The sequence below is a fragment of the Marinococcus halotolerans DSM 16375 genome (assembly GCF_000420725.1).
Lineage (GTDB): Bacteria > Bacillota > Bacilli > Bacillales > Marinococcaceae > Marinococcus > Marinococcus halotolerans.
Window position 1 is genome coordinate 93,425 of sequence record NZ_ATVM01000008.1, and the last position, 25,023, is coordinate 118,447.

Annotated in this window: 23 protein-coding genes and 5 tRNA genes; 4 read left to right on the top strand and 24 right to left on the bottom strand. The window is 47.7% G+C overall.

Annotated features, from left to right (window positions below):
• Positions 1–13: 13 nt before the first annotated feature.
• From G548_RS0107890 to G548_RS17680, 18 genes are all read right to left on the bottom strand, one after another.
• Positions 14–985 carry an ROK family glucokinase gene (locus G548_RS0107890; protein ID WP_022793620.1) on the bottom strand — a complete coding sequence of 324 codons (972 nt, stop codon included), beginning with the start codon at positions 983–985 and terminating at the stop codon, positions 14–16.
• 4 nt (positions 986–989) lie between these two features.
• The gene (locus G548_RS0107895) at positions 990–1,190 is read right to left on the bottom strand and encodes a YqgQ family protein (RefSeq protein WP_022793621.1); all 201 of its coding nucleotides are present in this window, start codon (positions 1,188–1,190) and stop codon (positions 990–992) included.
• A gap of 60 nt (positions 1,191–1,250) precedes the next feature.
• On the bottom strand, positions 1,251–2,432 hold the full coding sequence (locus tag G548_RS17670) for a rhomboid family intramembrane serine protease (RefSeq protein WP_022793622.1): 1,182 nt from the start codon (positions 2,430–2,432) through the stop codon (positions 1,251–1,253).
• Positions 2,425–3,180: an HAD family hydrolase gene (locus tag G548_RS17675; protein ID WP_022793623.1), complete on the bottom strand. Its 756-nt coding sequence runs from the start codon at positions 3,178–3,180 to the stop codon at positions 2,425–2,427. Before G548_RS17675 ends, G548_RS17670 begins: the two co-directional genes overlap by 8 nt.
• Before the next feature lie 55 nt (positions 3,181–3,235).
• Positions 3,236–4,006, bottom strand: a complete 771-nt coding sequence (locus tag G548_RS0107910; RefSeq protein WP_022793624.1) for a DUF92 domain-containing protein — start codon at positions 4,004–4,006, stop codon at positions 3,236–3,238.
• The gene (locus tag G548_RS0107915) at positions 3,996–4,559 is read right to left on the bottom strand and encodes a 5-formyltetrahydrofolate cyclo-ligase (RefSeq protein ID WP_022793625.1); all 564 of its coding nucleotides are present in this window, start codon (positions 4,557–4,559) and stop codon (positions 3,996–3,998) included. Before G548_RS0107915 ends, G548_RS0107910 begins: the two co-directional genes overlap by 11 nt.
• 85 nt (positions 4,560–4,644) lie before the next feature.
• Complete coding sequence (gene rpmG / locus G548_RS19000) at positions 4,645–4,794, bottom strand: 50S ribosomal protein L33 (RefSeq protein WP_079476821.1); 150 nt, start codon at positions 4,792–4,794, stop codon at positions 4,645–4,647.
• 223 nt (positions 4,795–5,017) lie between these two features.
• Positions 5,018–7,090, bottom strand: a complete 2,073-nt coding sequence (locus tag G548_RS0107920) for a peptidoglycan D,D-transpeptidase FtsI family protein (protein ID WP_022793626.1) — start codon at positions 7,088–7,090, stop codon at positions 5,018–5,020.
• Between the two features lie 142 nt (positions 7,091–7,232).
• The gene (locus G548_RS0107925) at positions 7,233–7,844 is read right to left on the bottom strand and encodes a superoxide dismutase (RefSeq protein WP_022793627.1); all 612 of its coding nucleotides are present in this window, start codon (positions 7,842–7,844) and stop codon (positions 7,233–7,235) included.
• 363 nt (positions 7,845–8,207) lie between these two features.
• A tRNA-Ser gene (locus tag G548_RS0107930) sits at positions 8,208–8,300 on the bottom strand.
• Positions 8,301–8,330: 30 nt separating this feature from the next.
• Positions 8,331–8,407 (bottom strand) — tRNA-Ile (locus tag G548_RS0107935).
• A gap of 24 nt (positions 8,408–8,431) precedes the next feature.
• A tRNA-His gene (locus G548_RS0107940) sits at positions 8,432–8,507 on the bottom strand.
• Positions 8,508–8,528: 21 nt separating this feature from the next.
• Positions 8,529–8,605 (bottom strand) — tRNA-Met (locus G548_RS0107945).
• 1 nt (position 8,606) lies between these two features.
• Positions 8,607–8,681: transfer RNA gene (locus tag G548_RS0107950), tRNA-Asn, on the bottom strand.
• Positions 8,682–8,760: 79 nt separating this feature from the next.
• On the bottom strand, positions 8,761–9,243 hold the full coding sequence (locus tag G548_RS0107955) for a DUF456 domain-containing protein (protein WP_022793628.1): 483 nt from the start codon (positions 9,241–9,243) through the stop codon (positions 8,761–8,763).
• A gap of 89 nt (positions 9,244–9,332) precedes the next feature.
• A complete protein-coding gene (locus tag G548_RS0107960) occupies positions 9,333–10,964 on the bottom strand; it encodes a Na/Pi cotransporter family protein (RefSeq protein ID WP_022793629.1) in 1,632 nt (543 codons plus the stop codon).
• A 194-nt stretch (positions 10,965–11,158) separates the two neighbouring features.
• Positions 11,159–11,806: an NfeD family protein gene (locus G548_RS0107965; RefSeq protein ID WP_022793630.1), complete on the bottom strand. Its 648-nt coding sequence runs from the start codon at positions 11,804–11,806 to the stop codon at positions 11,159–11,161.
• A 193-nt stretch (positions 11,807–11,999) separates the two neighbouring features.
• Entirely contained in the window at positions 12,000–12,899 is a 900-nt protein-coding gene (locus G548_RS17680; protein WP_022793631.1) for a DUF1002 domain-containing protein, read from the bottom strand.
• Between the two features lie 315 nt (positions 12,900–13,214).
• Here G548_RS17680 and ispG point away from each other — a divergent pair, with 315 nt between their 5' ends.
• Positions 13,215–14,342, top strand: a complete 1,128-nt coding sequence (ispG, locus tag G548_RS0107975; RefSeq protein ID WP_022793632.1) for a flavodoxin-dependent (E)-4-hydroxy-3-methylbut-2-enyl-diphosphate synthase — start codon at positions 13,215–13,217, stop codon at positions 14,340–14,342.
• 79 nt (positions 14,343–14,421) lie between these two features.
• Here the strand turns inward: ispG and G548_RS0107980 are convergent, their stop codons facing one another.
• Genes G548_RS0107980 through G548_RS0107995 form a run of 4 tightly spaced genes read right to left on the bottom strand, consistent with a single transcriptional unit; the run spans position 14,422 to position 17,406 of the window.
• Positions 14,422–14,865 carry a Fur family transcriptional regulator gene (locus G548_RS0107980; protein ID WP_022793633.1) on the bottom strand — a complete coding sequence of 148 codons (444 nt, stop codon included), beginning with the start codon at positions 14,863–14,865 and terminating at the stop codon, positions 14,422–14,424.
• On the bottom strand, positions 14,843–15,703 hold the full coding sequence (locus tag G548_RS0107985) for a metal ABC transporter permease (protein ID WP_022793634.1): 861 nt from the start codon (positions 15,701–15,703) through the stop codon (positions 14,843–14,845). Before G548_RS0107985 ends, G548_RS0107980 begins: the two co-directional genes overlap by 23 nt.
• Before the next feature lie 48 nt (positions 15,704–15,751).
• Positions 15,752–16,630, bottom strand: coding sequence for a metal ABC transporter permease (locus G548_RS0107990; protein ID WP_022793635.1), 879 nt, complete (start codon positions 16,628–16,630; stop codon positions 15,752–15,754).
• Positions 16,630–17,406 carry a metal ABC transporter ATP-binding protein gene (locus G548_RS0107995; RefSeq protein WP_022793636.1) on the bottom strand — a complete coding sequence of 259 codons (777 nt, stop codon included), beginning with the start codon at positions 17,404–17,406 and terminating at the stop codon, positions 16,630–16,632. The genes G548_RS0107990 and G548_RS0107995 overlap by 1 nt, the downstream gene beginning before the upstream one ends.
• A gap of 192 nt (positions 17,407–17,598) precedes the next feature.
• Here G548_RS0107995 and ppx point away from each other — a divergent pair, with 192 nt between their 5' ends.
• A complete protein-coding gene (ppx, locus tag G548_RS0108000; RefSeq protein WP_022793637.1) occupies positions 17,599–19,176 on the top strand; it encodes an exopolyphosphatase in 1,578 nt (525 codons plus the stop codon).
• Positions 19,177–19,272: 96 nt separating this feature from the next.
• On the top strand, positions 19,273–21,381 hold the full coding sequence (locus tag G548_RS0108005; RefSeq protein WP_022793638.1) for an RNA degradosome polyphosphate kinase: 2,109 nt from the start codon (positions 19,273–19,275) through the stop codon (positions 21,379–21,381).
• 125 nt (positions 21,382–21,506) lie between these two features.
• Here the strand turns inward: G548_RS0108005 and G548_RS0108010 are convergent, their stop codons facing one another.
• Both G548_RS0108010 and G548_RS0108015 read right to left on the bottom strand, forming a co-directional pair.
• Positions 21,507–22,409, bottom strand: coding sequence for a deoxyribonuclease IV (locus tag G548_RS0108010; protein WP_040880802.1), 903 nt, complete (start codon positions 22,407–22,409; stop codon positions 21,507–21,509).
• Positions 22,410–22,420: 11 nt separating this feature from the next.
• Entirely contained in the window at positions 22,421–23,710 is a 1,290-nt protein-coding gene (locus G548_RS0108015; protein ID WP_027847282.1) for a DEAD/DEAH box helicase, read from the bottom strand.
• A gap of 257 nt (positions 23,711–23,967) precedes the next feature.
• On the opposite strand from G548_RS0108015, the gene G548_RS0108020 reads away from it, so the two are divergent.
• On the top strand, positions 23,968–24,912 hold the full coding sequence (locus tag G548_RS0108020; RefSeq protein ID WP_022793641.1) for a 4-hydroxy-3-methylbut-2-enyl diphosphate reductase: 945 nt from the start codon (positions 23,968–23,970) through the stop codon (positions 24,910–24,912).
• Positions 24,913–25,023 lie beyond the last annotated feature (111 nt).

Below are 25,023 nucleotides of genomic sequence, written 5' to 3' on the forward strand. Positions count from 1 at the left end.
TCTTTTTTCTATCTCAGCCGTTCATGTAATGATTTTTCGCCAGCCATGCGGCTCCCGCCACCCCGGCGTCGTTTCCGAGATCGGCAATGACAAAATCCGTTCCTTTTTTCACTTTGTCGAGAGCAAACATATCAAAATGAGCACGCAGCGTCTGCAGTAAATCATCTCCGGCAGCGGCCACTCCGCCTCCGATCACGATTCGCTCCGGATTCAGCGTGTTGGCAATATTACCGACGGCAAGCCCCAAATAATACATGGCGTGATCAATCACCCCGGCACAGTACGGATCGGCGGACGTAGCAAAGGCGAACAAATCCTTGGTCGTAATTTCTTCTCCGCGCTGGTGCACATCATAAATTGGAGAGCCCTCGGCTTCGTCGATATGCTCCAGGGCCCCTCGTACCATGCCCGTTGCCGAAGAAATGGTTTCCAGGCATCCGCGTTTACCACAGTTACAAAGCCGGCCTCCCTCCGGTTTCACCGTAACATGACCGATTTCCCCAGCCATATTATCTTTGCCATTCACCAGATTTCCGTTAAGCACAATTCCGGCTCCGACCCCTGTACCAAGCGTAATAAAAATCATATCCCGGGCGTCCGTGCCGGCCCCTTTCCAGTATTCGCCCGCCGCAGCAAGGTTCGCATCATTATCGAGCGCCACAGGAAACCCCAGCTTGTCTTCAAGAATACGTGCGACCGGATAATCCTTCCATCCTATGTTTGTTGCGAATTCAATAATGCCGTTTTCTATGTCGATAAAGCCTGGAAGCCCCGCGCCGGCGCCCGCGACTTCCGTAAGCGGAATGTTCTTTTCGTTCAGTTCATGCTCGATCGATGCTGCAATTTCATCAAGCACGTATTTTCCGTTTTCTTCCTTGCTGGTCGTAATGCTCCATTTATGCTGCATGCCGCCGTCCTGGTCAAAAAGCGCCATTTTTACCGCGGTGCCGCCGATATCGATTCCTAGCACGTATTTTTCAGCCATTTGTCTACCCCTTTTCCTGCTCGATTCGTCGTTCTCTTTTTATTGTTAACAAAGCACTCTGGTACGTCCTGACATCCAAAAGACCGTTTTTATAAGCCTCTCTGATTTCTTCTTCCATTAAATCTAAATCCATTAAACGATTTTTCGTATAGATGAAAGCGCCGACCGTGCGCAGCCACATCCGGATTTCTGTCATGGATTCCATAGTTATCCTGCTTCCTTTCATTATAGCAAGCGAAAGACGTTTTTCTACTACGTATTTTGATTAATTCCACCGGTACATACCGATCGCAAAAAAGACAGCACACACCAGAACAAAAAACGCAAACGCTCCTATACGCACAAACTGCCAGCGATGTCCCGGCAGATGCACAAAGACGGAGGCGATAAATCCGCCGACAAGACCGCCAATATGGGCACCGTTATCCACTGCCTGCACAGTAAACCCAAATACCAGGTTAATCCCGAGGATAACAAGCACGTTCATGCCAAGCGTACGGAAAAACAGCCGTTGATGGGCAAGCCCCAGATATAAAAGGGCTCCGAAACAGCCGAAAATAGCACCACTGGCCCCGGCTGATACCTGTTCATTCATAGCGAAGCTTACCGTCGATGCAAATACGCCTGCAGCAAAATAAATTATAATAAAGCGAGCTGTGCCGTAAATACGTTCCGTGATACCGCCAATAAAAAACAACGCCAGACTGTTCATAAACAAATGCAGAAAACCGATATGCAGAAACATAGCAGTAATCAGGCGCCACCATTCTCCGTCGACAATCCCAGGATTATATTTCGCCCCAAGCTCAATGAGCGTGTTGACGTTCATACTGCTTCCCGAGCGTTCCAGCACTAAAAAAATGACAGCAAGTAACGCCAGCACCGTATAAGTCACAATCGGCTTCCCACTCGAGAAAAAGGACATGTCCTGCTGCTCAAGCTCCCTCTGCTTTTTTTCTGCCTGACGGCGGTAAAAGGAGGCTCTTTGTTCGTGTTCTTCGGGTTCGAGCTCTTCTTCCATGCCGCCCCATGTCCATTCACTGGTTTTTAGATGCGTACTGACAGCCGGGGGCCCGTCCGCCAGGCCCCGGCCGTTGTCATCGGCGAATAAAAAGGAACGGGCTTCCCGGTCTCCGCTTTTCATCGGCTCTGTCATATCCGCCGGAGGATAAGAAGTAATATATACGTTCGCAAATTTTGCTTTCCTTAAAGCGAGCCGCCGCCTCCAACCATGAAAGCTTTTTTCCGCTTCGTGCCTGTCTTCTTCCAGCCGCCCGAGACGTTCATATTCCACCCTCGCCATGCGCACAATCCACGGTTGGCCGTCGATATCCCCCTGAAGCCATAGCCGCTTCCGGTCCGGACCAACATCAATCAGGCGGAAGGATTCCGTCTCCATCAGCTGCTCTGTAAATTTCCAAAACTGGTGAGCTTCCCGTTTAGACATCCGAACGCCGTCCTTCATTCACTATTTCTTTTAAATATGAGGCTGCCTGATTAAATTCACTAAACTCTTTTACTGTATTCGATGAATGGCCTCCCTCTTCCCCGCGCGTGTTCACATAGATAGCTTCCCACCCTGCATTTTCTGCCCCCTGCACATCGTGGGCCCACGAGTCACCGATAAACAACGCCCGTTTTTTGCGGCTGCCCAAAAGCTGCAGCGCCTCGTTAAAAATTGCCGTTTTCGGCTTCGGGGCTTCGGCCGTTTCAGAGATAAAAAGATGGCGGTGGTCGATCCAGCGATCAAGCTTAAGCTGATAAAACTTTTCCTTCTGCAGCTCCTCTGAACCGTTTGTGATGATGCCGAGGCGGATGCTGCTTTTTGTGAGCGATTCCAACAAATCAGGTACACTCTCAAACAGCTCGCTGAATTCCGGCAGCCGCCGCTCGTACTCATGATGAAACTCCAGAGCTTCCCGGTCAGACCCCGGGAGCCCGAACACGTTCATCGTTTCTAAATACCGCTTGATACGGTACTGCTGCTGCGTAAGAATGCCTTCCTCATATTCCTGCCAAAACAAATCACAGTGATATTTAAATACCTCGAACCACTTGTCTTCATGAACGAACGGCACTTCTCTATTCAGCTGCTGTCTGATGGAAACAAACACAGCTTTAATTGTTTTCTGAAAAGCTTTTTCATGATCATAAAGGGTATTGTCCAGGTCGAAACAAATCGTTGTCCAGCGCATGTACTTGTGCCACCTTTCTTCCTTCTATTATAGCAACCTCCCGCTAAAGGCGAAATCAAAAGGAAAAGAAAGAAACAATGTACATCACTATAACCACTATACCGCCGCCAAAAGAACTTAACGCGTTCACAGCGTTGTTTGTCATCCATGAAATGCCCGAGGCGTGCATGGTTTTCCTTTCATGATGAACGTCGGCTTCCGTATAGGATCCGCATACGCTGCAGCGATTCAGCCTTTCTGCATAAGCTCCGAGAAACGTATCGATAAAGCAGCCGCCTACACCAGCAACACTCACGACGATAAGCATAAAGACGTTCACCTCTAAGGAGATGAAACAGGCCGCTCCTCCCACAAGAAAAGCGCCGCCGACAGCCCCCAGTGTCCCTGCTCCGGAAACCGCTCCAGAATAACCGTTTTCTATTCGTTTTCGGCTGCGCACGTGAAGCGGCCTGCCCCCGAACCGGCGGCCGATCTCAGACGCCCACGTATCCGCATTTGACGCCGCTGCTGCGCCAACAGCAGCGGCTAAAAATCCTTCCCACGAGACAATGCCGTACAAAGCAGCAAATATAAGCATCGGTCCTCCATTCGCCCATACCTGCCAGCTGTCCCGCTGTTCCTTTTCCTGTTTATTCAGACGGGACAGGACTGTTGAACTCACAAAAAAAGTGATCAGGGCTGCTGTTCCGGCCCACCCTGTCCACATGTAGATAAACGTGCCGAGCACTCCGGCTGATAACGTGCCGGCAAGCGTTAATGATCGCTTTTGCCAGATCACCAGCAAAAACAGCACGAATGCTAAACCGAGTGCCGCTTCATTCCACATGAATAAAACCTTCGCTGCTGATGAGGGTTTGTACCGGTACGTCGTGCGCTTCCACCGGGATACGATCCTGAAGCTGAAAAGGATGGATCAGAGCTGCCGTAGAAAAATCTGCCCGGTTTAAAAAGCGGTCATAGTATCCGCCCCCAAATCCAATGCGGTAGCCCTGCCTGTTAAATACAAGGCCAGGTACAAGAACAAGGTCTAGCTGCTCAGGAGGCACGAGCGGACACATACCTTTTTTAGGCTCATATATCTGACCGATAGTACGCTCAAGCTCCCCGAATTCCTGTATTTCATAAAAATCCATTCCCCGCTGTTCGGGCTCAATTTTAGGCACACACATCCGCTTTCCCTGCTGCCATCCAGTCTCAATAATCGGACCAGTATTTATTTCATTTTTGAGTGAAACAGTAACTGCAATTGTATCCGCCTGTTTCCAGCCGCTCCATTGGAATAAATACTCGTAAATCCTTTTTTCTGCCTTCAGACGCTCATTTCCGGAAAGAGCCTGGTACATGTCATTTACCTGCTGCCGTAGCATATGTTTATTCAATTGCCTTCCCCTCCCGTGTCTTTTTCCTTTTAGAATGCTTTAAAGACAAAAGAAAAAGCAGCTGGGAGATGTAATCTCCTGCTGCTTATTTCGTTTCGCGATGAAGAGTGTGCTTTCCTAAACGAGGAGAATATTTGTTCAACTCGATACGCTCAGGATTTGTGCGTTTATTTTTGCTGGTGATGTAATTACGGTCACCAGTCTCTGTGCAGGCAAGCGTTATTTGTACACGCATGTGATTCCCTCCCTACTTTCGTACATTTTTCATACTTAGTAATACTATCAGATTCCTATTTGTGCTTCAAGTCTGTGATGTTAGTTTTTCTTAGGAAAGTTAAGAAGATTTTTTGTAAAAGCGGCAAATCAGTGAAAAATGCTACCAGCACACCGATATGCCGCAGTTATTTGTCCCGAAGGAATTACTGTTCTTCTTCGCCGCTTCCGGTTTCTTCATCATCTTAGCCACTGTCTTCCGCGTTCCCGCCGTCTTCTTCATTTTCACCTTCAGCTTCGTCTTCGCTGCTTCCGGCGCCCGGACGTTCCTCTTTAAGGTTCACATATGCCTGCATCGTATCGGCGGCAATGCTGTTGGCAATACCCGTGCGTCCCCCGTCTTCACTTTTATAAGTGTTAGGAACGACGACCGCGATCGCAATCTCCGGATCTTCATACGGGCCGTAGGCGATAAAGGTCTGGTTGTTTACTTCTATCACTTCATTATCGCTTTCCCTGCGGACACTGCGCTGGGCGGTTCCTGTTTTTCCGGCAATTTCCATATTTACATCCGTGAAGTAGCTGTCCGCTGTTCCAAGCTCGGTGTTCACCACGTCGTACATGCCCTCCTGGGCAATATCAAAGTTTTTCTTGTCAATATTAACCCGGTTCAGCATCTCTGGTTCAAATTGGTGAAGCACCGCTCCCATTTCATCAGTATTACGGTTTGGTTCACGAATTTCTTTCACCAGGTGAGGCTCCATCCGTTTGCCGTCTGAAGCAATAGTCGCGGAATACTGCGCCAGCTGCAGCGGCGTGTACGTATCCAGCTGTCCGAAGGAGAAGAAAAGCAGACTTCCTGGTTCTCTTCTTCCTGCATTAAGCCCGGTAGCCTCTGACGGTAGATCAACGCTTGTCTCTACTCCCAGTCCGAATTGATGGTAGTAATCTCTCATCGTCGCATAAGCTTCGTTCACTTTTTCATTATTGAACCCGTTGTCTCCAAGCTCGTAATCCATTAGCCGCATCGCAATTTCGGACATGAATACGTTGGATGATTCTTGGATAGCTTCTACGACATTTACTCTGCCAATATCATGGGAAGAACTAATTGTTGGACTATTGGGCAAACTGAACGGACTGTCATTAATTTTTGTATCTTCTGTGATAACTTCCTCCTGAAGGCCGATCATGCCTGTCGCCGGCTTGATCGTCGAACCCATCTCATACGTATTGGTTACGTTCCCGAGCTGATCGTCGTAGCCGTTCATGGCAAGTATTTCCCCCGTATTCGGGTCGATCGCGGTTACATAGGCCTGCTGGTCGTTTGGAAACGATCCCTCCGACTGCCCCATCTGATTATCAAGTATCGTCTGCACTTCCTGCTGCAGATCCATATCAATCGACAGCACCAGGTCATTGCCACGGCTTCCGTTATTCGTTTCCTCCGCGTCATCATCCTCACCGCTGACGGTTCCTTTTTTGCCCCTCAGCGTATCTTCATAGTATTCCTCGAGAAAGCTCTGGCCAACCTCGTCGGAACGCTGATAGCCTTTAGCAAGAAACTCGGTTACGGTTTCTTCAGGAATAGACCCTACCTTTCCGTAAAGGCTCTGGAAGGCCTGCGTATACTGGTAATCACGCCGGAAGTCCCTGGTTACATCCACGCCTTCCAGTTCATCGAGACGGGCACTGATAGCCGTCGCCTCTCCTTCTGTCAAATCCCTCTTGACGCGCTGCGGCGAGTCATAGTACCCGGAAATCATTTCACTCCAGATGGCTACAACTTCCAGCTCTTCGTCACTGATGTCATTCAATTGTTCATCTGTAATCCGGTCGAGCTGCACTTCATATGGATCTTTATCATTTTCCATCAGCCGCTCTTCTTCTTTTTCTGAGACTAACTCCTCGGCTTCATTTTCACGCGTTAAAAGCCAGTAGTCCTGCAAATTTCTTTCCGGCATGCTGTCCCGGTCTGTTTCCTCTTCATCGAATTCAATCAGTTCAGCCAATTCTTCAGCCGTCTGCAGGCGTTCTTCATCCTCATAGCTTCTCTGGTTCGTATACGTTAAAGTCAGAATAAGGTTATTATCCACCAGCTCTGTTCCATTGCGGTCGTATATAATCCCGCGCGGGGCATCAACCCGGCTCGCCGACGTGGAAGCCGTTTCGTTCACGTCCTCTTCATACGTATCCCCTTCAACGATCTGCACGTATCCAAGCCGCAGAATTAATATTGAAAACAATATAAAGACAGCGAAAAAAAGAACGTTCAGCCGAAAAGGAATGGAAGGTTTTTTATTTTTTCTCGAAGCCACACGCAATCCCTCTCTTAATATATGTAAGTTTGCTTGTTTCCAGTTAAGTATAGCATAGAAAAAAGCCGCTGCCGAACTTCTGCTCTCTTCCTAAAAAGAAAAAATCCGCTCCCGATTTCCGGGAACGGATTCTTCAAATATATTATTTAGCTTCCTGATAGTTCTTTTCAACTTCGTCCCAGTTTACAACATTCCAGAATGCTGCTACATAATCCGGACGACGGTTTTGATACTTCAGGTAATACGCGTGCTCCCAAACGTCAAGGCCGAGGAGAGGTGTTTTCCCTTCCATGATCGGGGAATCCTGGTTGAGCGTATCCATAAGCTCAAGCTCGCCGTTATTTAATACGAGCCATGCCCAACCGGAGCCAAAGCGTCCAACAGCTGTTGCGCCGAATTCTTCTTTGAACTTGTCAAAGCTTCCCCATTTGCTCTTAATGGCATCTGCCACTTCGCCTTTTGGTTCGCCGCCGCCATTCGGGCTGAGAAGCTTCCAGAAGATGGAGTGGTTGGAATGGCCGCCACCGTTATTTCTCACTGCAGTGCGGATATCTTCAGGTACAGCGTTCAAATCGCTGATCAGTTCATCAACGCTTTTGTTTTGAAGGTCGCTGTGATTTTCCAAGGCTGAATTTAATTTCGTTACATACGTGTTATGGTGTTTATCATGGTGAATGTTCATTGTCTGCTCATCGATATGAGGCTCTAATGCGTTTGGTGCATAAGGTAGATCTGGTAGTTGATGTGTACTCATAAAAAATGCCCTCCTTGAAAGTTCTGGCGATTTGTCCAAAGTGACTTTGTGATAATTTAGTATACAAAATTACACTTAGTCTACTCTCACTTTACCAAAACAATTCTTATTTTTCAAATCGGCTTTCTGCTTTATTCAAACTAGAAAGCCTGCCACGGTTGATTATTCCCGTATGCTTCTTCTTTAAACATAAAAATCCAGCCAGCCTCGCTGCATATGGAAAAAACGGGCAATCAATACCGGCTCTATCTCCTGCTCGCCCTGCTCCGGCCGGAAATGCCTTCAAAATAAAAAAACTTTTCCGTCCGGGACGAAAAAGCTTGCTGCGCTGCTATCTAAAATTGATGTTTAAAATAATAAGTATGGCGGAGGAAGAGGGATTCGAACCCTCGCGAGCCGTAAAGCTCCTAACGGTTTTCGAGACCGTCCCCTTCAGCCGGACTTGGGTATTCCTCCAAATACATGTTTACCCACTGCTTCTTAAAGTGGTGGACCCTGTAGGACTCGAACCTACGACCGGACGGTTATGAGCCGTCTGCTCTAACCAACTGAGCTAAGGGTCCTTAAAAGCATTACAGACAAAAAAATGGGGCGGTTGATGGGAATTGAACCCACGAATGCCGGAACCACAATCCGGTGCGTTAACCACTTCGCCACAACCGCCGTATGAGTATGTAAATATATTGGTAGCGGCGGAGGGGATCGAACCCCCGACCTCACGGGTATGAACCGTACGCTCTAGCCAGCTGAGCTACGCCGCCATGGCTCCGCAGGCAGGATTCGAACCTGCGACCAATCGGTTAACAGCCGATTGCTCTACCACTGAGCTACTGCGGAATGTGTTACTGCCGTTTTTACGACAGTAATTACTATATCATTTCCCTAAAAACGCGTCAAACAGATTTTTGTATTTCTTTTAAACAAGAATTATTATAATATAAATGGCGTTTACTAGCAATATACCGCCCTTTATAACAACGCTTGCGACAAACCCGCCGACAGATCCTACACCAATTTTACCAAGCTGCTTCCACGATTTCTGGCCGCCGATTAACTCTCCAATAATGGCTCCGGCAAGCGCACCGATCAGAATACCGGCGACCGGAATAATAAACGGGCCGACGACCAGGCCGATCAGGCTTCCCCAGATGCCGTATTTTGTACCGCCGCTCCGCTGGATACCATAATAATTAGCCGCGTAGTCAATTACAAACAGCAGCACAGCAATGACTGCCTGAATCACCCAGTATACAAGACCAATATCCGTAAACCCGTAGCCCAGTGCAAACATCAGGGCCGCAGCTGCGTGAAAAATCCCGCCCGGAAGAATCGGGTAAACAACCGCGACAAGCGCCAGCGCGTAGCAGGCAATCCCCAGTAAATACCAAATTAGTTCCATACGTGCCTCCCTTTGCAGATATATTGTTATTCTATAGCCGCTTATCTCCCGATATAATCAATAAAAAAGAAGGAGGAGCACCTCCTTCTTTATGAAACCTCCCGGTCATCCAGTACTGTTTCGGCAATGTTTACCGAATGATCGCCAATACGTTCAAGGTTACTGATCATGTCGACAAACACAATACCTGCAGATCCGGAGCATCGTCCTTCATTCAAACGGAGAATGTGTTTTTTACGAAGCTTCCGTTCCATCTTATCAATGTCTTCCTCCTGTCTGGCAACCTGCTGGGCAATTTCGTAATCATCTTTTTCAAGCGCTTCAACAGCACGGTTAAATGTGCTGATCGTCAGCGTAAACATTTCATTTAAATCTTTGTACGCTTCCTCTGACAGCGTTACCTTGTTGGTCAGTTGATAGTCCACGAGCTCCATTATATTTTCAATGTGGTCGCCGACACGTTCAATGTCACGGACGGTGTCCATCACCACAGAATGCTTACGTGAATTTTCTTTAGACAGGGACCGTGCAGAAATACCGATCAAATAATCCGTAATGTTTTTATCAAGATTATTGATGGCTTCTTCGTAGCGCACGAGTTTTTCCGCGTCTTTTTTATTTTTTGTTTCCAGATAGCTTTCGCTTTTCCTTAAGCCTCTTCCCGCATAGTCGGCCATCCGGAGAGTTTCGAGCTTCGCCTGATCCAAAGCGATCGCCGGAGACTGGTAAATAAAGCTTGGATCCAGGTGCTTCGGCTTGTATTCAATCTCTTCGTCACTTCCAGGGACAAGCTTGGTTACTATATACGCAAGAACCCCGACAAACGGCAGCTGTATAATCACGTTCGACATATTAAATATACCGTGCGCAAACGCAATTGTCATCGGCTGGTTTAAATTAAGCGCCTCCTGCAGAAAACCAATAAAAGCCGTATAAGGAACAAGCAGAATAAGGATAATCGTTGCTCCGATCAGGTTAAAAATGACGTGGGTTAAAGCGGTACGCTTTGCTGCCACAGAAGCGCCAATAGCCGCAATAACTGCTGTGACGGTGGTGCCTATATTATCCCCAAACAGGATCGGAAGAGCTGCATCCAGTGATATCGCATTTTGAGCATACAGTTCCTGAAGCAGTCCAATGGTCGCTGAGGAACTCTGCAGTCCTACTGTAAAGATGACCCCCACCAATAATCCTAAAAGCGGGTTGTTACTCATGCTGATGGTTAAATCGTTAAATGCCGGCAGTTCTTCGAGCGGCGCTACTCCGTCCCCCATAAGTGAAAGACCGAAAAACAGAGCCCCGAAGCCGAAAAAAGTTTGTCCTATGTTGTTTACCTGTTTATTTTTAAAGAAAAAGATCAGTACTGTACCAATAAATATAATCGGAAGAGCATATTCTTCGAGTTTAATCCCGATAATAAACGCCGTTACCGTTGTGCCGACGTTTGCTCCCATAATAACGCCGATTGCCTGCCGCAGTGTCATAAAGCCGGCACTTACGAGACCGACCGTAAGTACTGTCGTTCCTGAACTTGATTGAATAAGTATAGTTACGATAATACCGACCAGCACGCCCATAAATGGGTTGGAGGTGAATTTATCCAGAAGATCCCGGAGCCTGTCGCCAGCAATTTTCTGCAGACCGTCACCCATGTATTTAATTCCAAACAGGAATATCCCCAAACCACCAAAAAAAGTAAACAAAATCGTTTGAATATCCAAACTCTACATCCCCTTAGTCGCTTTATGAATTTTGGCAGTTTTTTTGCCGCACCCAATCTATTTTTAAAGTAAATTGAGTGGTTTGTAAAGGAAATATTATTTTTTCCATAAGTTATTTAACTTTTGGTTTTCCCAACAAAAAAAGAGCAAGCCGAAGCTTCCTCTTTTTTCATAAATAACCTCTAATATGGAAATTACTGTTCTTTTACAGCCGTCTCCAGGCGCTTCACCCGGATGCGCGTACCGTCCACAGACGTCACTTCAATTTCTTCTTCAGCATTCAGCCACTGATCACCGCTTGTAGCACTGTAGCGTTCTCCCTCAATATCAATCGTACCCGTCGGGCGGAAGGGGGTGACGGTTGTCCCCGTTTTACCGACCAGCCCACCGTACGTCTGGTTAATCGAGTTATAGCCCTGTTCGCTAGTTAAGCTGTCCTTAAGCATCAGCTTCGACCACAGATCCCGACGCGGGAAAACCTTCAGGAAAAACATCGCTGCGATGGCCCCGGCCAGGAAGCCGAAGATAACGAGCACTCCGTAAATAATAGTAGGAGTCGGCACAGCGATCGAGACTCCCATTAACAAAAGCCCTACAATAGAGACCGTTCCATCCCCGATAAGCTTGCCGTCAAGCAGGATCAGCCCAAGGCCGGCTGCATATAATACAAGCACCCAGATGCCGGCTGCCCCTTCAAGATGATAGGAAAAGAATAAGACCATAAAGGCTGTACCCAGAATAAAAAATAAGCTTTTGGACTTAACAAGAAACTCTGAGATTAAAAACATCGTCCCAAGAAAAACGACCATAAAGCCTACACTCGGGTTCGCTAACCATTCCATTGTATATGCTCCCTTCCATAAACTTCTGTATTCACTAATCATTGCGGCTCGTAAAAGCCTGGTAACCTTATATACGCGTAAGCATCAGGAATCGTTTCACATTTATTGTAACTCTTCTTTCTGCCGCTTGTCAGCTGAAAGCGTCTTCTTTGCATAAAAAAAGAGACCACAGCGGCCTCTTTTTTATCTAATATTATGCAGATTCTTCAGAATTGCTGTTGAACCATCCCTGGACGGAATCAAGCATCTGTTCAAGGAAAGCGACGATTCGTGAAAGGAAATTCTGCGTATCTTCACTGTTCACAAAGCTGTCGATGTTTTCCGAAGCTTTATCAAGCTGGCTCTCCATCTGTGACCAGTCGATATTTAAGTTCTGCATCCGGTCGAATAAGGAAACGAGCTCATCTGTCTGCTCTTCGCTCAGTTCAATATTCATATCTCCTGAAACATTCTGCACGATGACCCCGATATCTTCCGTATTATTAATTTCTGTGTTGTTTATTTCCTGCTTGATTTGTGTAATCAGTGTTGTTGCTTCTTCTTTACCGATATCTTCACCAAGCTCAGATGTTTTGGCAATCTCTTCATTTGCCACCTGTTTTTGATCCTCCGATATGCTGACATTGTTCTGCTGCTCATAGGCTTTTAAAATTCCGGTCAGCGCGGCCGTCCCGGAGACCTCAAATGGAGCTGTCACGTAAACCTCTGCATCCTCTACGCCCGCTGTTGCCAAAGCATTCGCATACATTCCTTCAGTAACTGTATCTATTTTGTTCGTTTCAATATCAATACCTTCACCATCTTCAGCCGCAGTAATCTTTGCAGAAGATAACGCCCGCGAGCCAATTTCAGAGCTGCTTAAATAATCCCCAAGGTACTGATACTCTTCTTCATTTGTAACCTCGACCACCGGTACTTCCCCTTCGGTTACATCCATCTCTTCGAGAAGAGAACTTCTTTGCTCAGAAGAAAGGTCCTGGCCAAGCGTCACAGTCACCTCTCCTGCTGCTGCGTCTGCAGACGCCTCCTGGCTCACCCCAAGAACTCCTAACGTCACTACCCCGGCTGCCAATGTCTGCTGCCACCACTTCATTATGTTCAACTCTCCTTCTTATGCCCTTTCATTTCCAATCCTATACTTTTATGACCAATATATTTATATTCGTCGCATCTATAGTCGTAACCCCCGGGGAAAAGTTACATCGTCTGCACTCTTTTGTTAGTTTCTCATCATTTTACAAAATCCCGGCTTTTGTATTTCTGATTTCTCCTCTCTCGAAGCAACTGCTTGCCAAGAGTACATACCCACTGATACAATTACGATGTGTTATAGACCACTATCAACCATTGTTGTTGCATTAGACGAGGCACGAAATAAATTCACCAATATAAAGGGGCGAATGGATACATGAGCCAAATAACCCACCGCAGCGAAACCCGAGCAGTCAAAGTAGGTAATGTGACGATCGGTGGCAGTAATGAAGTAGTAGTACAAAGCATGACCACAACAAAAACCCACGATGTGGAAGCGACCGTCGCAGAAATCCACCGCCTTGAAGAAGCCGGATGTCAGATTGTCCGTGTCGCATGCCCACAGATGAGGGACGCTGAAGCAATTCCGAAAATTAAACAGCGCATCAACATTCCGCTCGTAGTCGATATCCACTTCGACTATAATATGGCCTTAAAAGCCATTGAAGGCGGCGCTGATAAAATCCGGATCAATCCTGGTAACATCGGAAAGCGGGAAAAAGTAGAAGAGGTTGTCGAGGCAGCCAAAGCCAAAGGCATTCCGATCCGTATCGGCGTGAACGCCGGCTCCCTCGAAAAACGGATCCTTGATAAATACGGTTATCCAACTGCAGACGGCATGGTCGAAAGTGCTCTCTACCATATTTCTATTCTCGAAGAGCTCGGCTTTTACGACATTATCGTTTCGATGAAGGCTTCAGACGTGCATCTGGCTATTGAAGCTTACGAAAAAGCGGCTCAGGCATTCAGCTATCCTCTTCACCTGGGAATTACTGAATCGGGCACTCAATTTGCAGGTACGGTTAAAAGCTCGGCTGGCCTCGGAGCAATTCTCAGTAAAGGTATCGGAAGCACGCTTCGTATTTCACTCAGTGCCGATCCGGTAGAGGAAGTGAAAGTCGGGCGCGAACTGCTGAAAACATTCGGTCTTGCCTCCAACGCCGCGACGCTTATCTCGTGTCCGACATGCGGACGTATTGAAATTGATCTGATCAGCATCGCTAATGATGTGGAAGAGTATATTTCCACGATCAAAGCTCCGATTAAAGTAGCCGTGCTCGGCTGCGCCGTTAACGGTCCCGGCGAAGCAAGAGAAGCCGATATCGGTATTGCCGGTGCAAAAGGTGAAGGTCTTCTTTTCCGCCACGGGGAAATCATTCGGAAGGTTCCGGAAGAAACCATGGTGGAAGAGCTGAAAATCGAGGTCGACAAAATTGCTGAAGAGCATTACGCCAAAGAAGCAGAAAAAGAACGCGAAGCCAAAGAAAAAGAGCTGACAAACTAAGCATTTGACGTAAAAGAGCTCCGCCCATTATTCATGGGCGGAGCTCTTTTTGTTTTTCCTGCTAGTGCTGCAGCTCCGATTATACGTGCGCTGCTTCCTTTTGTTTTGTCCTTTTACACTCCGCGCACATACCATAGATTTCAAATTTATGTCCTGTCACTTCAAAGCCGCCGTCGACATTTTCATTCAGCCAGTCCATCGGACACGTTTCAATTTCTCTCGTTTTTCCGCATTCAAGACAGATAAGATGGTGATGATGGGCCGTCGTTGAACAGGAAAAACGAAAATGCATTTCCCCTTCAAGCTCAGTCATCTCGAGAATATCCATTTCCTCAAATATGGCCAGGTTGCGGTAGACGGTATCCACGCTCATTCCCGGGTAATTTTTCTGCAGGGAATTCAGTACTTCCTTCGCTGTCAGATAGCGTTTTTCATCTGAAAAAAGCTGGAGCAGTTCTTCACGCTTGGCTGTATATTTAAATCCCTGTTCTTTCATAATATTAAGCGCCTTGGTGACGTTCATATTTAAGCCTCCTGTTTCTTTTCCAATTGATCCATGTTCTGAGGAGTAAAGTGGCAAAAAGTATAAAAGCAGCTGTCACGACAGTGCCACCGCCGGAAGCAATGCCAAAAAGGATAGATCCTGTTACCCCCGCCGCCACGGAGGCTTCCCCGATAATGACAGCAATCAGAAGCATCCGTTTAAAGCCGGAGGCCCACTGCATCGCGGCCGCTGCCGGAAGCGTGATCAACGCCCCGGCAAGCAGCACACCGACCACCTGCATCGACGCTGAAATAACAATCGCAAGCAGTACAGCAAGCAGTACATTGAACACTTTAACCGGAATCCCGGCAGCAGCTGCCATTTCTTCATCAAAGGAGAGAAACATCAGTTCTCTGCCAAACGCTGCAAGCAGCCCGAGAGCAGCAATCGTCATTAATCCGATAAACCAGAGATCTTCCATCTGTACGGAAACCACACTCCCAAACAGATAGCCGTACCACTCCGTCACCCCATCAGCGGATATAGACATAAATACAGCGCTCAGTCCTACCGCTGCTGCCATTAAAATCGGGGCGGCAAGCTCCTGGAAGCCTCCATAGGTATGCCGTACCCGCTCAATGATCAACGAGCCGGCAAACGCAAATAAAAAACCGGTATACAAAGGATTGATGTCCCAAAAAGCCTGGAGGTTGCCTGCAAGTACTCCAGCCGTCACCCCGGTAAGGGTAACGTGAGCGAGAGAATCCGCTATCAGGGAGGAGCGGCGCACGACTAAAAACGAGCCGATTAAAGGTGCCGTCAGCCCAATCAACACCGCTGCTATAATGCTTCGTTCCACAAAATTAATATCAAACATAGCCGTCACTCTCTATTCTTTATTTTACACACGGGTCGCTTTTCTGTGCTATTGATTTGCTTTGTCCGTCCATTTCGCTTCTTTCCATGGACGCTGACGCCTCTGTCCGGCTACTTTTTCAGCCAGCACAATGATCGTCCATATAAGAAATGAAACGACCGCGATCGTGCCGCCTGAGCTCAGATCATAATAGTATGAAGCAAAAAAGCCGGCAAGAACGGCTGTTTCCCCGAAAACCACGGCATATAAAAACATGCTTTTGAAGGTGGAAGCGACCCGGAGTGCTGCTGCTGCCGGGAGAGTAATTAAAGCGGAGACGAGCAGCACTCCTAAAATAGATATGGAAGAAGCAACTATCACCGCTGTGATGCCGGCAAATAATAAATTCACTCTCTGCACCGGGATGCCGTTTACAGCAGCCTGTTCTTCATCAAAAGCCAGAAACAATAATTCTTTATAAAACAGCAGAAACAACAGCAGTGATACAGCAGAAATAATACCAATCACCACTGCGTCTGCAGCATTTACCGTAAGAATGCTTCCAAATAAATAGTTAAACAAATCATTATTAAAGCCATCCGCCAGAGAAATAAACACAACTCCAAGCCCTATGGCCGAAGCCATTACTACCGGAATTGAAAGCTCCTGGAACGCCTGAAACCGCCGGCGCAGATATTCAATTAGAAACGAAACAATGAACGTAAATAAAATGCCGGTATAAAGAGGATTCCATTCGCTGAGCCATACCAGATAAGAAGCAAGCCAAAGGTGAAAAGCGATGCCGGTCAGTGCTGTGTGCGACATCGCATCAGCAATCATCGGCGTTTTTCTTACCACCACAAACACGCCCGCTACCGGAGCGACCACGCCTATCATGAGGCCGATGATAAGCGCATATCTTAAAAAATCAAATTCCAGAAAAATCATCAGGCGCCTCCTGCATGGTGATCGTGCTCATGATGGATAATATGCACGTCGTGTCCATATGCGCCGGCAAGATCACTTTCTTCAAACTCCCGCGTTGTACCGTGAAAATGAAGCTGCTGGTTCAGGCAGGCTACCTTTGTTACGTATTTGGTCATTGCTCCTACATCATGGGTAACAAGAATAAGAGTAATCCCCTTCTCCCTGTTCCAGTGGCTCAGCCGCTCATAAAACGCCTGGGCCGAGGCAGCATCCACCCCGACAGTCGGTTCATCCAGAATCAGCACCTCCGGGTCGCTCACAAGGGCACGTGCAATAAATACCCGCTGCTGCTGCCCTCCGGAAAGCCTGCCCATATTTTTCTTTTTGTAGCCGAGCATATCCACCTGCTCGAGTGCTTCGTGAATGCGCTGCTTGTCTTTACGATTCAAAAACCGGAGCAGCCCCTTTTTACCGTACAGCCCCATAGCTACGACTTCATATACAGTTACCGGGAATCCGGCGTTAAAACGATTCGCTTTTTGAGAAACATAGCCAATCTTTGGCCACTGGTGAAACTGGCGTACCGGTGTCCCAAACCAGCGTACTTCTCCTTGGTAATGCTTGTGCAGGCCTAAAAGAACCCGGACAAGCGTAGATTTCCCTGATCCGTTCGGCCCGACCAGGCCTACGAAATCTCCCTGGTTTATATTCATATTAATATCGTCAAGCACGAGCTCTGACTCGTAGCGAAACGAAAGATGGTTCACTTCAAGCAGCGTCTTTGTTGAATCTTCCACCGGGAAGCCTCCTTCTTTCCAAAAACAATTAGGAATCGTTACGATTTATTGATAGGAAAAGTATACAAAACCTTTTTGCTTCTGTAAATCTTCTTTGCTTAATCGTATATACAATTCATGGTTATTCTTTGTATGATAGTTAGTAGAAAAGCAGGTAAACGAAATCAAATCCAATTCTAAGGAATGATGCAGATGTTTCAAGCGAAGGAAAAAGTCGCCGTTATTGATATAGGCTCCAACTCGATCCGGCTCGTAATTAATGAGGTGGACGAAAAACGAGGATACCGCGAGCTTCATAATTTAAAAACCGTCGCCCGACTGAGCAACCATATCAACGACCAGAATGCACTCACCGAAGAAGGAAGAGACGTTTTGCTGCATACCCTGCAGCAGTTTGAAGAAGTCCTCCGCTTTCACGACGTTCAGACCACTCATGCCGTGGCCACCGCAGCCATTCGCGGTGCCTCCAACCGCGAAGAGGTTTTGCAGTATATTGAAGAACGCATCGATTTTCCCATCCGTGTTCTCTCCGGCGAGGAGGAAGCCTCCTACGGTTATCTAGCGGTAGTGAATTCCACCAGCCTCTCTGAAGGCATCACAATTGACATCGGGGGCGGCAGTACAGAGGTAACCATGTTTAAAAACAGGGAGCTTGTGCGCACCCACAGCTTTCCTTTCGGCGCCCTGACATTAAAGCAGAAATTTCTTCCAAATGATGACAAAATCACGTCCAGCAACCTGAAGCAGATGAATAAATGGATTGAAAAACAATTTCAAAAAGTGCCCTGGCTGAAAGAAGAAGGGGAAAACCTTCCGGTCGTCGGTATCGGCGGCAGCTCCCGGAATATGGTGCTTGTGCATCAGGCTTCCATCAACTATCCTCTGGCCGGCCTGCATCAGTATTCCATGACCGGTGATGACATTGCCGAAACGATGGAGCTTCTTGAAAAATCGAGCTTATCCGAGCGGGAAAATATCGAAGGGCTTTCCAAAGACCGGGCAGACGTCATTATTCCAGCGGTCCGGATCATTTCCCAGCTCTACAAACATATCGACGCCTCCTACTATTTGATCAGCAATAAGGGTCTGCGCGACGGGCTATTGTTTGAAGAGCTGCTCCGGGATAAAATGTATCCTCATTTTCCGGATGTGATCGAGGAAAGCTTTTACCAGCTGAACCGGGAATTTGAGATTAATCCGGATTATGTGGATGAAGTTGGAAACATTGCTTCTTCGATGTACAACAGCCTCGAGCCGTATATCCCGAAATCCTACCTGCATGAAGATAACCAACGCCTGCTGAACCGTGCGGCCCAGGTTCTTTACATCGGGGAATACATCAGCTCGGAGGCAAGCAGCCAGCATACCTTTTATATCTTAACCAACCGTTCCATCGACGGGATTACTCATGAGGAACGAATTGCCATGTCGCTCGTCTCTTCCTTTAAATCTAAATCGATGTTCAAACAGTTTGTGAAGCCATTCCGGCCGTATATGCAGAAAAACAGCTTGAAGCGTCTCGAATTTCTCGGAAGTATTTTAAAGTTCTCGTACTCACTCAACCGCACGCGCCGCAATATCGTTTCCGGGCTTGGCATTGAAAGGAATGGCAAAGAGCTTCACTTCCATATATACTGCCGCGAAGGCATGAATTCCACCTTTGAAGAAGCCAAAGCAGATAAGTATAAAAAACATCTGGAAAAAATGATCAACCGCGAGATTGTACTTCATTTCCACGAACAGTCACCGGTCTCTGCGTTTTCCAGCTGAACAATGCTTTTTTCGTGAATCTTTACATGCGCTTAACATTTCGTTGATACAATTGGCCCAGGAGTGACCAGGGTGTAAAGAAAGGCGGATTCTACCATGACCGAAACGACACAGACACACATTGACCTTGAAAACCCAGCGTATTACAACAACCGTGAGATCAGCTGGCTTGCTTTTAATGAGCGGGTGCTTGAAGAAGCACTTGATGAAAATAATCCGCTCCTTGAACGTCTGCGGTTTTTAGGAATTTTCAGCTCCAACCTGGACGAATTTTTCATGGTCCGGGTGGCAGGATTAAAAGACCAGGTGAAAGCAGGATTTAATAAGCCGGAAAATAAAGCGGGACTTACGCCGAAGCAGCAGCTCGCAGAAATTACTAAAAAAAATTCAGAGCTCGTGCGGCTGCAGGATCATTTTTTTACGGAAACGGCGGTTCCGCTGTTAGCCTCGGAAAATATCCGCTTTCTTTCAACGCTTGAATTAAACAGCGGCCAGTATGAATATGTCCAGGAGTATTTCATGTCCAGCATTATGCCGGTGCTGACCCCGATGGCCGTGGATGCCTATCGTCCGTTTCCCATGCTTTTAAACAAGTCCCTGAACCTGGCTGTCCGGCTGCAGAAAGAAGCCGGCGGTGAAAAAGAGAGTATCGCCATTGTACAGGTGCCCGGGGTGCTTCCCCGCTTCCTTGGGCTTCCGTCATCCGACGGCAGCCGGGAGTATATTCTGCTTGAACAGGTGCTCGCGGAATTTATCCATATGCTTTTCAAAGGGTTTACTGTCGTAAGTGCTTCTCCGTTCCGGATCACCCGGAACGCAGATTTAACCATTCATGAGGAAGGCGCCCGCGACCTGCTCCGGGAAATTGAAAAGGAATTAAAAAAACGTAAATGGGGAGCCGCTGTTCGTCTGGAATGCCAGCACGGCATGATGGATGAATACATTCTTGAGTTCCTGCTTGAAGCCCTCGAGATTCACCCGGATGACGTATATACACTGAAGGGGCCGATCGATTTAACCTTTTTATTTCCGCTCTGCGATGAACTTGCGCCGGAATGGGAGCACCTTGTGTACGAAACGCTTATTCCCCAGCCACCGGAGGATTTGATTGCCGAAGCCGATGTGTTTGATGCTTCCGACGACCGGGATATTTTGCTGCACCACCCTTACGAATCGTTCCAGCCTGTTATCGACTTTATTTCCTCAGCTGCCGACGACCCGGACGTTTTAGCCATAAAGCAGACCCTCTACCGGGTCAGTGGCGACTCTCCCATTATTGCCGCGCTGGCGAGAGCTGCTGAACAGGGGAAGCAGGTGACGGTCCTCGTCGAGCTGAAAGCACGCTTTGACGAAGAAAATAATATTCAATGGGCGAAAACGCTTGAGAAATCCGGGGTTCACGTCATTTATGGCATTACGTCCCTGAAAACCCACAGTAAAATTGTGCTGATCGTCAAGAAGACAGCGGACGGCATCAAGCGTTATGTGCACCTTGGTACCGGCAACTATAACGATTCCACCGCTAAAGTGTATACTGATATGGGCATGATTACGACCCGTCCTTCCTTCGGTGAAGATGCCACTAACTTCTTTAATCACTTAAGCGGCTTTTCCCAGCAGCCGTCCTGGAATGAAATCAGCACTTCTCCGGACGGTATACGCGATGAACTTCTCCACCTGATCCAGCAGGAAATCGACTGCCATCAGCAGAACGCAAGCGGCCACATTATCGCCAAAATGAATTCGTTAACAGATAAAGAGCTCATTATTAAACTGTATGAAGCCTCTCAGGCCGGTGTCCGCATTGAACTCATTGTGCGCGGTATCTGCTGCCTGAAGCCAGGCATCCCCGGAGTGAGTGAAAGCATTACTGTGCGCAGCATCGTTGGCCGTTTCCTTGAGCATACCCGTATCTTTTATTTTGCCAACAGCGGCCGTGACAGCTATTATTTGTCCTCAGCTGACTGGATGACTAGAAATATGGAAAAACGAATCGAAATCATGTTTCCAGTCTATGAATCCATTTTAAAAAAGAGGCTCAATGCTATTTTACAGCTGATCCTGCAGGATAATGTAAAGGCAAGAGAACAGGACAGCAGCGGCTATTATCATTACGTCGAGCCTGCGTCCGGCGAGCCCGCCATTAACAGCCAGCTCGTGTTGTTTGAATGGGCATCGAGATTTCTTGACATGAACAACGAATAAAAAAGCACGCCCTGCACATCTATTTATGCGGGGCGTGCTTTTTACTGTTCTTATAAGATGGTGCCTTTTCCTGAAGCTCCAAAATAAAAAAGCATGAATGCGTGACCCATTCATGCAAAAGACATTTATACTTCTGCGGGCATTAATTCATCCCGCCAGTTCGCTTTCCATTCTTTTTGTCTGAGCATCGCAATTTCATGCTTGTACGGTGGTTTTTTGTTTTTCTTGTCCGTGCCCACATAAGGTGTTTCCAGTATTTTAGGTACAGAAGCAAACGCCTCGTGGTGCACAATGTCTGCCAGCGTGTTATAGCCGATATAGCCGTAACCAATATTTTCGTGACGGTCTTTGCCTGCCCCGCGTTCGTTTTTGCTGTCATTAATATGAAGCACTTTTAGCCGGTCGAGGCCGACATAATGGTCGAACGATTCCAGAACGCCGTCCAGATCCCCCACAATATTGTAGCCCGCATCATGCGTGTGGCATGTATCAAAGCAGACACTCAGTTTATCATTATACGTCACTCCGCTGATAATCTCCGAGAGCTCTTCAAAGCTTATTCCGCACTCTGAGCCTTTGCCCGCCATTGTTTCAAGCGCGATCTGAACCTTCTGGTCGGGGTAAATGACTTCATTTAAGCCTTCAATAATTTTTTTAATGCCCTCTTCTGTTCCGGCTCCGACGTGCGCGCCCGGGTGAAGGACAATCTGCTTTGCCCCGAGCGACTCGGATCTGCTGATTTCATTGCGCAGAAAATCGACTCCCAGCTGAAATGTTTCCGGTTTGGTCGTATTGCCGATATTGATAATATACGGCGCATGGACCACCACCTCTTCGATGCCGTTTTCTTTCATGTGGGCGTGCCCGTTTTCAATATTTAATTCTTCGATAGGCTTACGCCGGGTATTCTGCGGCGCTCCTGTATAGATCATCATCGCTGTCGCTCCGTACGAAGCCGCTTCTTCGCTTGAGCCAAGAAGCATTTTCTTTCCGTTCATGGATACATGTGAGCCTAAAAGCACAGTCATCACCTCAGTTATTATTTTCGTTTGTGCCGGCGGGAAGCCGTCTGATCTGCCATCGCTTTTTTCTTATAGCCCGGCTTCACTTTTTTCGGCTTTTTCACCGGCATGGAATCAGGAGCAGGTGCAGGCTTTCGCTTCGTTTGCCTGGAGGCAAACAGTGGTTTGGACAGCTCCGTCCATGCTCCTTTACGAAAGTCCATGAACGTGAAGCGGATGCCCTGCTTCTGAAGAGAAAGCACGGCTTTGCGGTCTTCTTCTCCCATCAGAGTGTACGACTCCCCTGTCAGCCCGGCTCTCCCCGCACGGCCCGTCCGGTGAATAAAGTATTCCAGTTCCTTCGGCAGGCTGTAGTTAATAATGTGAGAAATGCCGGGAATATCCATGCCGCGGGCAGCCAGGTCGGTAGCTACCAGATACTGGACCTCAAGATTTTGAATGCGTTTCATAACCTGTTTGCGCTGCCGCGAAGGCAGACCGCCGTGCAGCACTTCTACCGGGTATTGTTTTTTAAACATTTCTCCCGCCAGTTCATCCGCTTCGTCCTTTGTGCTTGCGAATATGATGGCGAGAAACGGCTGCAGCCTGTCCACAAGCTCCATCGTCACATCAAGACGGCTGCGGTGCCTGAGAGCGATACCGTAATGCGTCATTTCTTTCGGCGTCGCATGCTCCGGCTTTACGTGCACATGCTTGGGATTGTTCATATATTTTCTTAAGAAAGGCTGCAGGCTCTCCGGTACTGTGGCGGAGAATACCATCATCTGCAGGTTATCTGCCATTTTCCCGGCCACCGGATCAATTTCTTCCAGAAAGCCCATATCAAGCATCTGGTCCGCTTCATCAATGACGAGCATGCTGACTGTGTGTACATTGATAACATTTTCTCCTACCATGTCCTTCAGGCGGCCCGGAGTGGCTACGATAATGTGAGGCGGGTTACGAAGCTGCTCCATTACCCGCGAGCGGTCCGTGCCCCCGGCTACCTGCTTGGCACGCACTGAAGACGTTTCGTCTTCATCCGTAATTTCCTTCAGGACCCCGAAAATCTGGCCGGCGAGTTCACGTGTAGGTGCAGTAATGACTGCCTGCACCTCCGCTTTGGAGGTGTTGATTCTGCTCAGGATTGGCAGCAGGTACGCAAGCGTCTTTCCGGACCCGGTCTGCGACTGGCCGATAACATCTCTGCCGTTAATCGCAGAAGGAACCAGCCGCTCCTGAATATCCGTTGGTTTTTGAATTCGTTTTTTATCCAGCAGCCTGAGGGCGTATGCCGGAATATTGTATTGTTTAAAGCGATTTTCCACGCTGTTCACCTAACTCTCTTTTCATTTACGCATTTTTTGCATCTCCATATTTTATCATAGTTAAAATAGAAACCATAGCTTCTCCTTTGCTTCTGTTCACAAAATATTAAAGGAATACCTCCAGCCGACCGTCCTTTCTTTTCAACCGGCCACTTAGGTAGTATAATGAATCCAGAATCGTTTTACATGACTGCATACGTAAAGTCAGCGCGTACACGCAAGACCTCACGGTTCAAATTATGAAACAGGAGGCCTTTATGGAAGTAACTAAAATTTCACCACGGGGATACTGCTACGGCGTTGTCGATGCAATGGTAATGGCGAAAAAAGCCGCCGGCAACCAGGAGCTTCCGCGCCCAATCTATATTTTAGGCATGATCGTACACAATAAACACGTGACTGACGCATTTGAAGAAGAAGGAGTCATTTCCCTCGACGGGCCCAACAGGCTTGAAATACTGCGGCAGGTAGATAAGGGTACAGTCGTCTTTACAGCTCACGGCGTTTCTCCGGAAGTACGCGAGCTTGCCGAAGAAAAAGGACTGACGACCATTGATGCCACCTGCCCGGACGTTACCGTCACCCATGACTTAATACGGCAGAAGCGGGATCAGGGCTATGAATTTATCTATGTCGGCAAAAAAGGGCACCCGGAGCCGGAAGGTGCTGTCGGTGTCGCTCCGGATATCGTGCATTTAGTGGAAACACTTGATGATCTTGAAAGCTTAAACATCCAGTCGGAACGGATCATTATGACCAACCAGACGACGATGAGCCAATGGGACGTTTCCGACATTATGGACCGGGCGAGAGAAATTTATCCACACGCAGAAGTGCACAATGAAATCTGTAATGCCACTCAGGTCCGCCAGGAAGCGGTAGCTGAACAGGCAAAGGATGTAGATCTCGTTCTCGTTGTCGGCGATCCGAAAAGTAACAACTCCAACCGGCTTGCCCAGGTGTCCGAGCAGGTCGCAGGCACCACTGCGTACCGGATCAGCAACTTAACCGAGCTCGATTTAAGCTGGCTTGAAAATGTCAACTCTGTAGGGGTTACAGCAGGAGCCTCCACACCAACGCTAATCACGAAGGAAGTCATCCTGTTTATCGACCAGTACGATCCAAACGATTCGTCCACGTGGGACACCGAGTCTCATATCGATAAATCAAAAATTCTTCCAAAAATCAAAGCAAAATCATAAAAAAGTCCCTCCGCTTGTGAACTGACCCCCGTCAAGTAGACAATGAAAATAAGTAAAACTCTTAAGCGGCTTGATTCCGGTATTCTATCGGGGTCAAGCCGTTTAAATGTT

Bases quoted from the DNA above. Each gene is read 5' to 3' on its own strand.
- G548_RS0107890 (WP_022793620.1), bottom strand. From the start codon at position 985: ATGGCTGAAAAATACGTGCTAGGAATCGATATCGGCGGCACCGCGGTA.
- G548_RS0107895 (WP_022793621.1), bottom strand. From the start codon at position 1,190: ATGGAATCCATGACAGAAATCCGGATGTGGCTGCGCACGGTCGGCGCT.
- G548_RS17670 (WP_022793622.1), bottom strand. From the start codon at position 2,432: ATGTCTAAACGGGAAGCTCACCAGTTTTGGAAATTTACAGAGCAGCTG.
- G548_RS17675 (WP_022793623.1), bottom strand. From the start codon at position 3,180: ATGCGCTGGACAACGATTTGTTTCGACCTGGACAATACCCTTTATGAT.
- G548_RS0107910 (WP_022793624.1), bottom strand. From the start codon at position 4,006: ATGTGGAATGAAGCGGCACTCGGTTTAGCATTCGTGCTGTTTTTGCTG.
- rpmG (WP_079476821.1), bottom strand. From the start codon at position 4,794: ATGCGTGTACAAATAACGCTTGCCTGCACAGAGACTGGTGACCGTAAT.
- G548_RS0107925 (WP_022793627.1), bottom strand. From the start codon at position 7,844: ATGAGTACACATCAACTACCAGATCTACCTTATGCACCAAACGCATTA.
- G548_RS0107955 (WP_022793628.1), bottom strand. From the start codon at position 9,243: ATGGAACTAATTTGGTATTTACTGGGGATTGCCTGCTACGCGCTGGCG.
- G548_RS0107965 (WP_022793630.1), bottom strand. From the start codon at position 11,806: ATGGAATGGTTAGCGAACCCGAGTGTAGGCTTTATGGTCGTTTTTCTT.
- G548_RS17680 (WP_022793631.1), bottom strand. From the start codon at position 12,899: ATGAAGTGGTGGCAGCAGACATTGGCAGCCGGGGTAGTGACGTTAGGA.
- ispG (WP_022793632.1), top strand. From the start codon at position 13,215: ATGAGCCAAATAACCCACCGCAGCGAAACCCGAGCAGTCAAAGTAGGT.
- G548_RS0107980 (WP_022793633.1), bottom strand. From the start codon at position 14,865: ATGAACGTCACCAAGGCGCTTAATATTATGAAAGAACAGGGATTTAAA.
- G548_RS0107985 (WP_022793634.1), bottom strand. From the start codon at position 15,703: ATGTTTGATATTAATTTTGTGGAACGAAGCATTATAGCAGCGGTGTTG.
- G548_RS0107990 (WP_022793635.1), bottom strand. From the start codon at position 16,630: ATGATTTTTCTGGAATTTGATTTTTTAAGATATGCGCTTATCATCGGC.
- ppx (WP_022793637.1), top strand. From the start codon at position 17,599: ATGTTTCAAGCGAAGGAAAAAGTCGCCGTTATTGATATAGGCTCCAAC.
- G548_RS0108005 (WP_022793638.1), top strand. From the start codon at position 19,273: ATGACCGAAACGACACAGACACACATTGACCTTGAAAACCCAGCGTAT.
- G548_RS0108010 (WP_040880802.1), bottom strand. From the start codon at position 22,409: ATGACTGTGCTTTTAGGCTCACATGTATCCATGAACGGAAAGAAAATG.
- G548_RS0108020 (WP_022793641.1), top strand. From the start codon at position 23,968: ATGGAAGTAACTAAAATTTCACCACGGGGATACTGCTACGGCGTTGTC.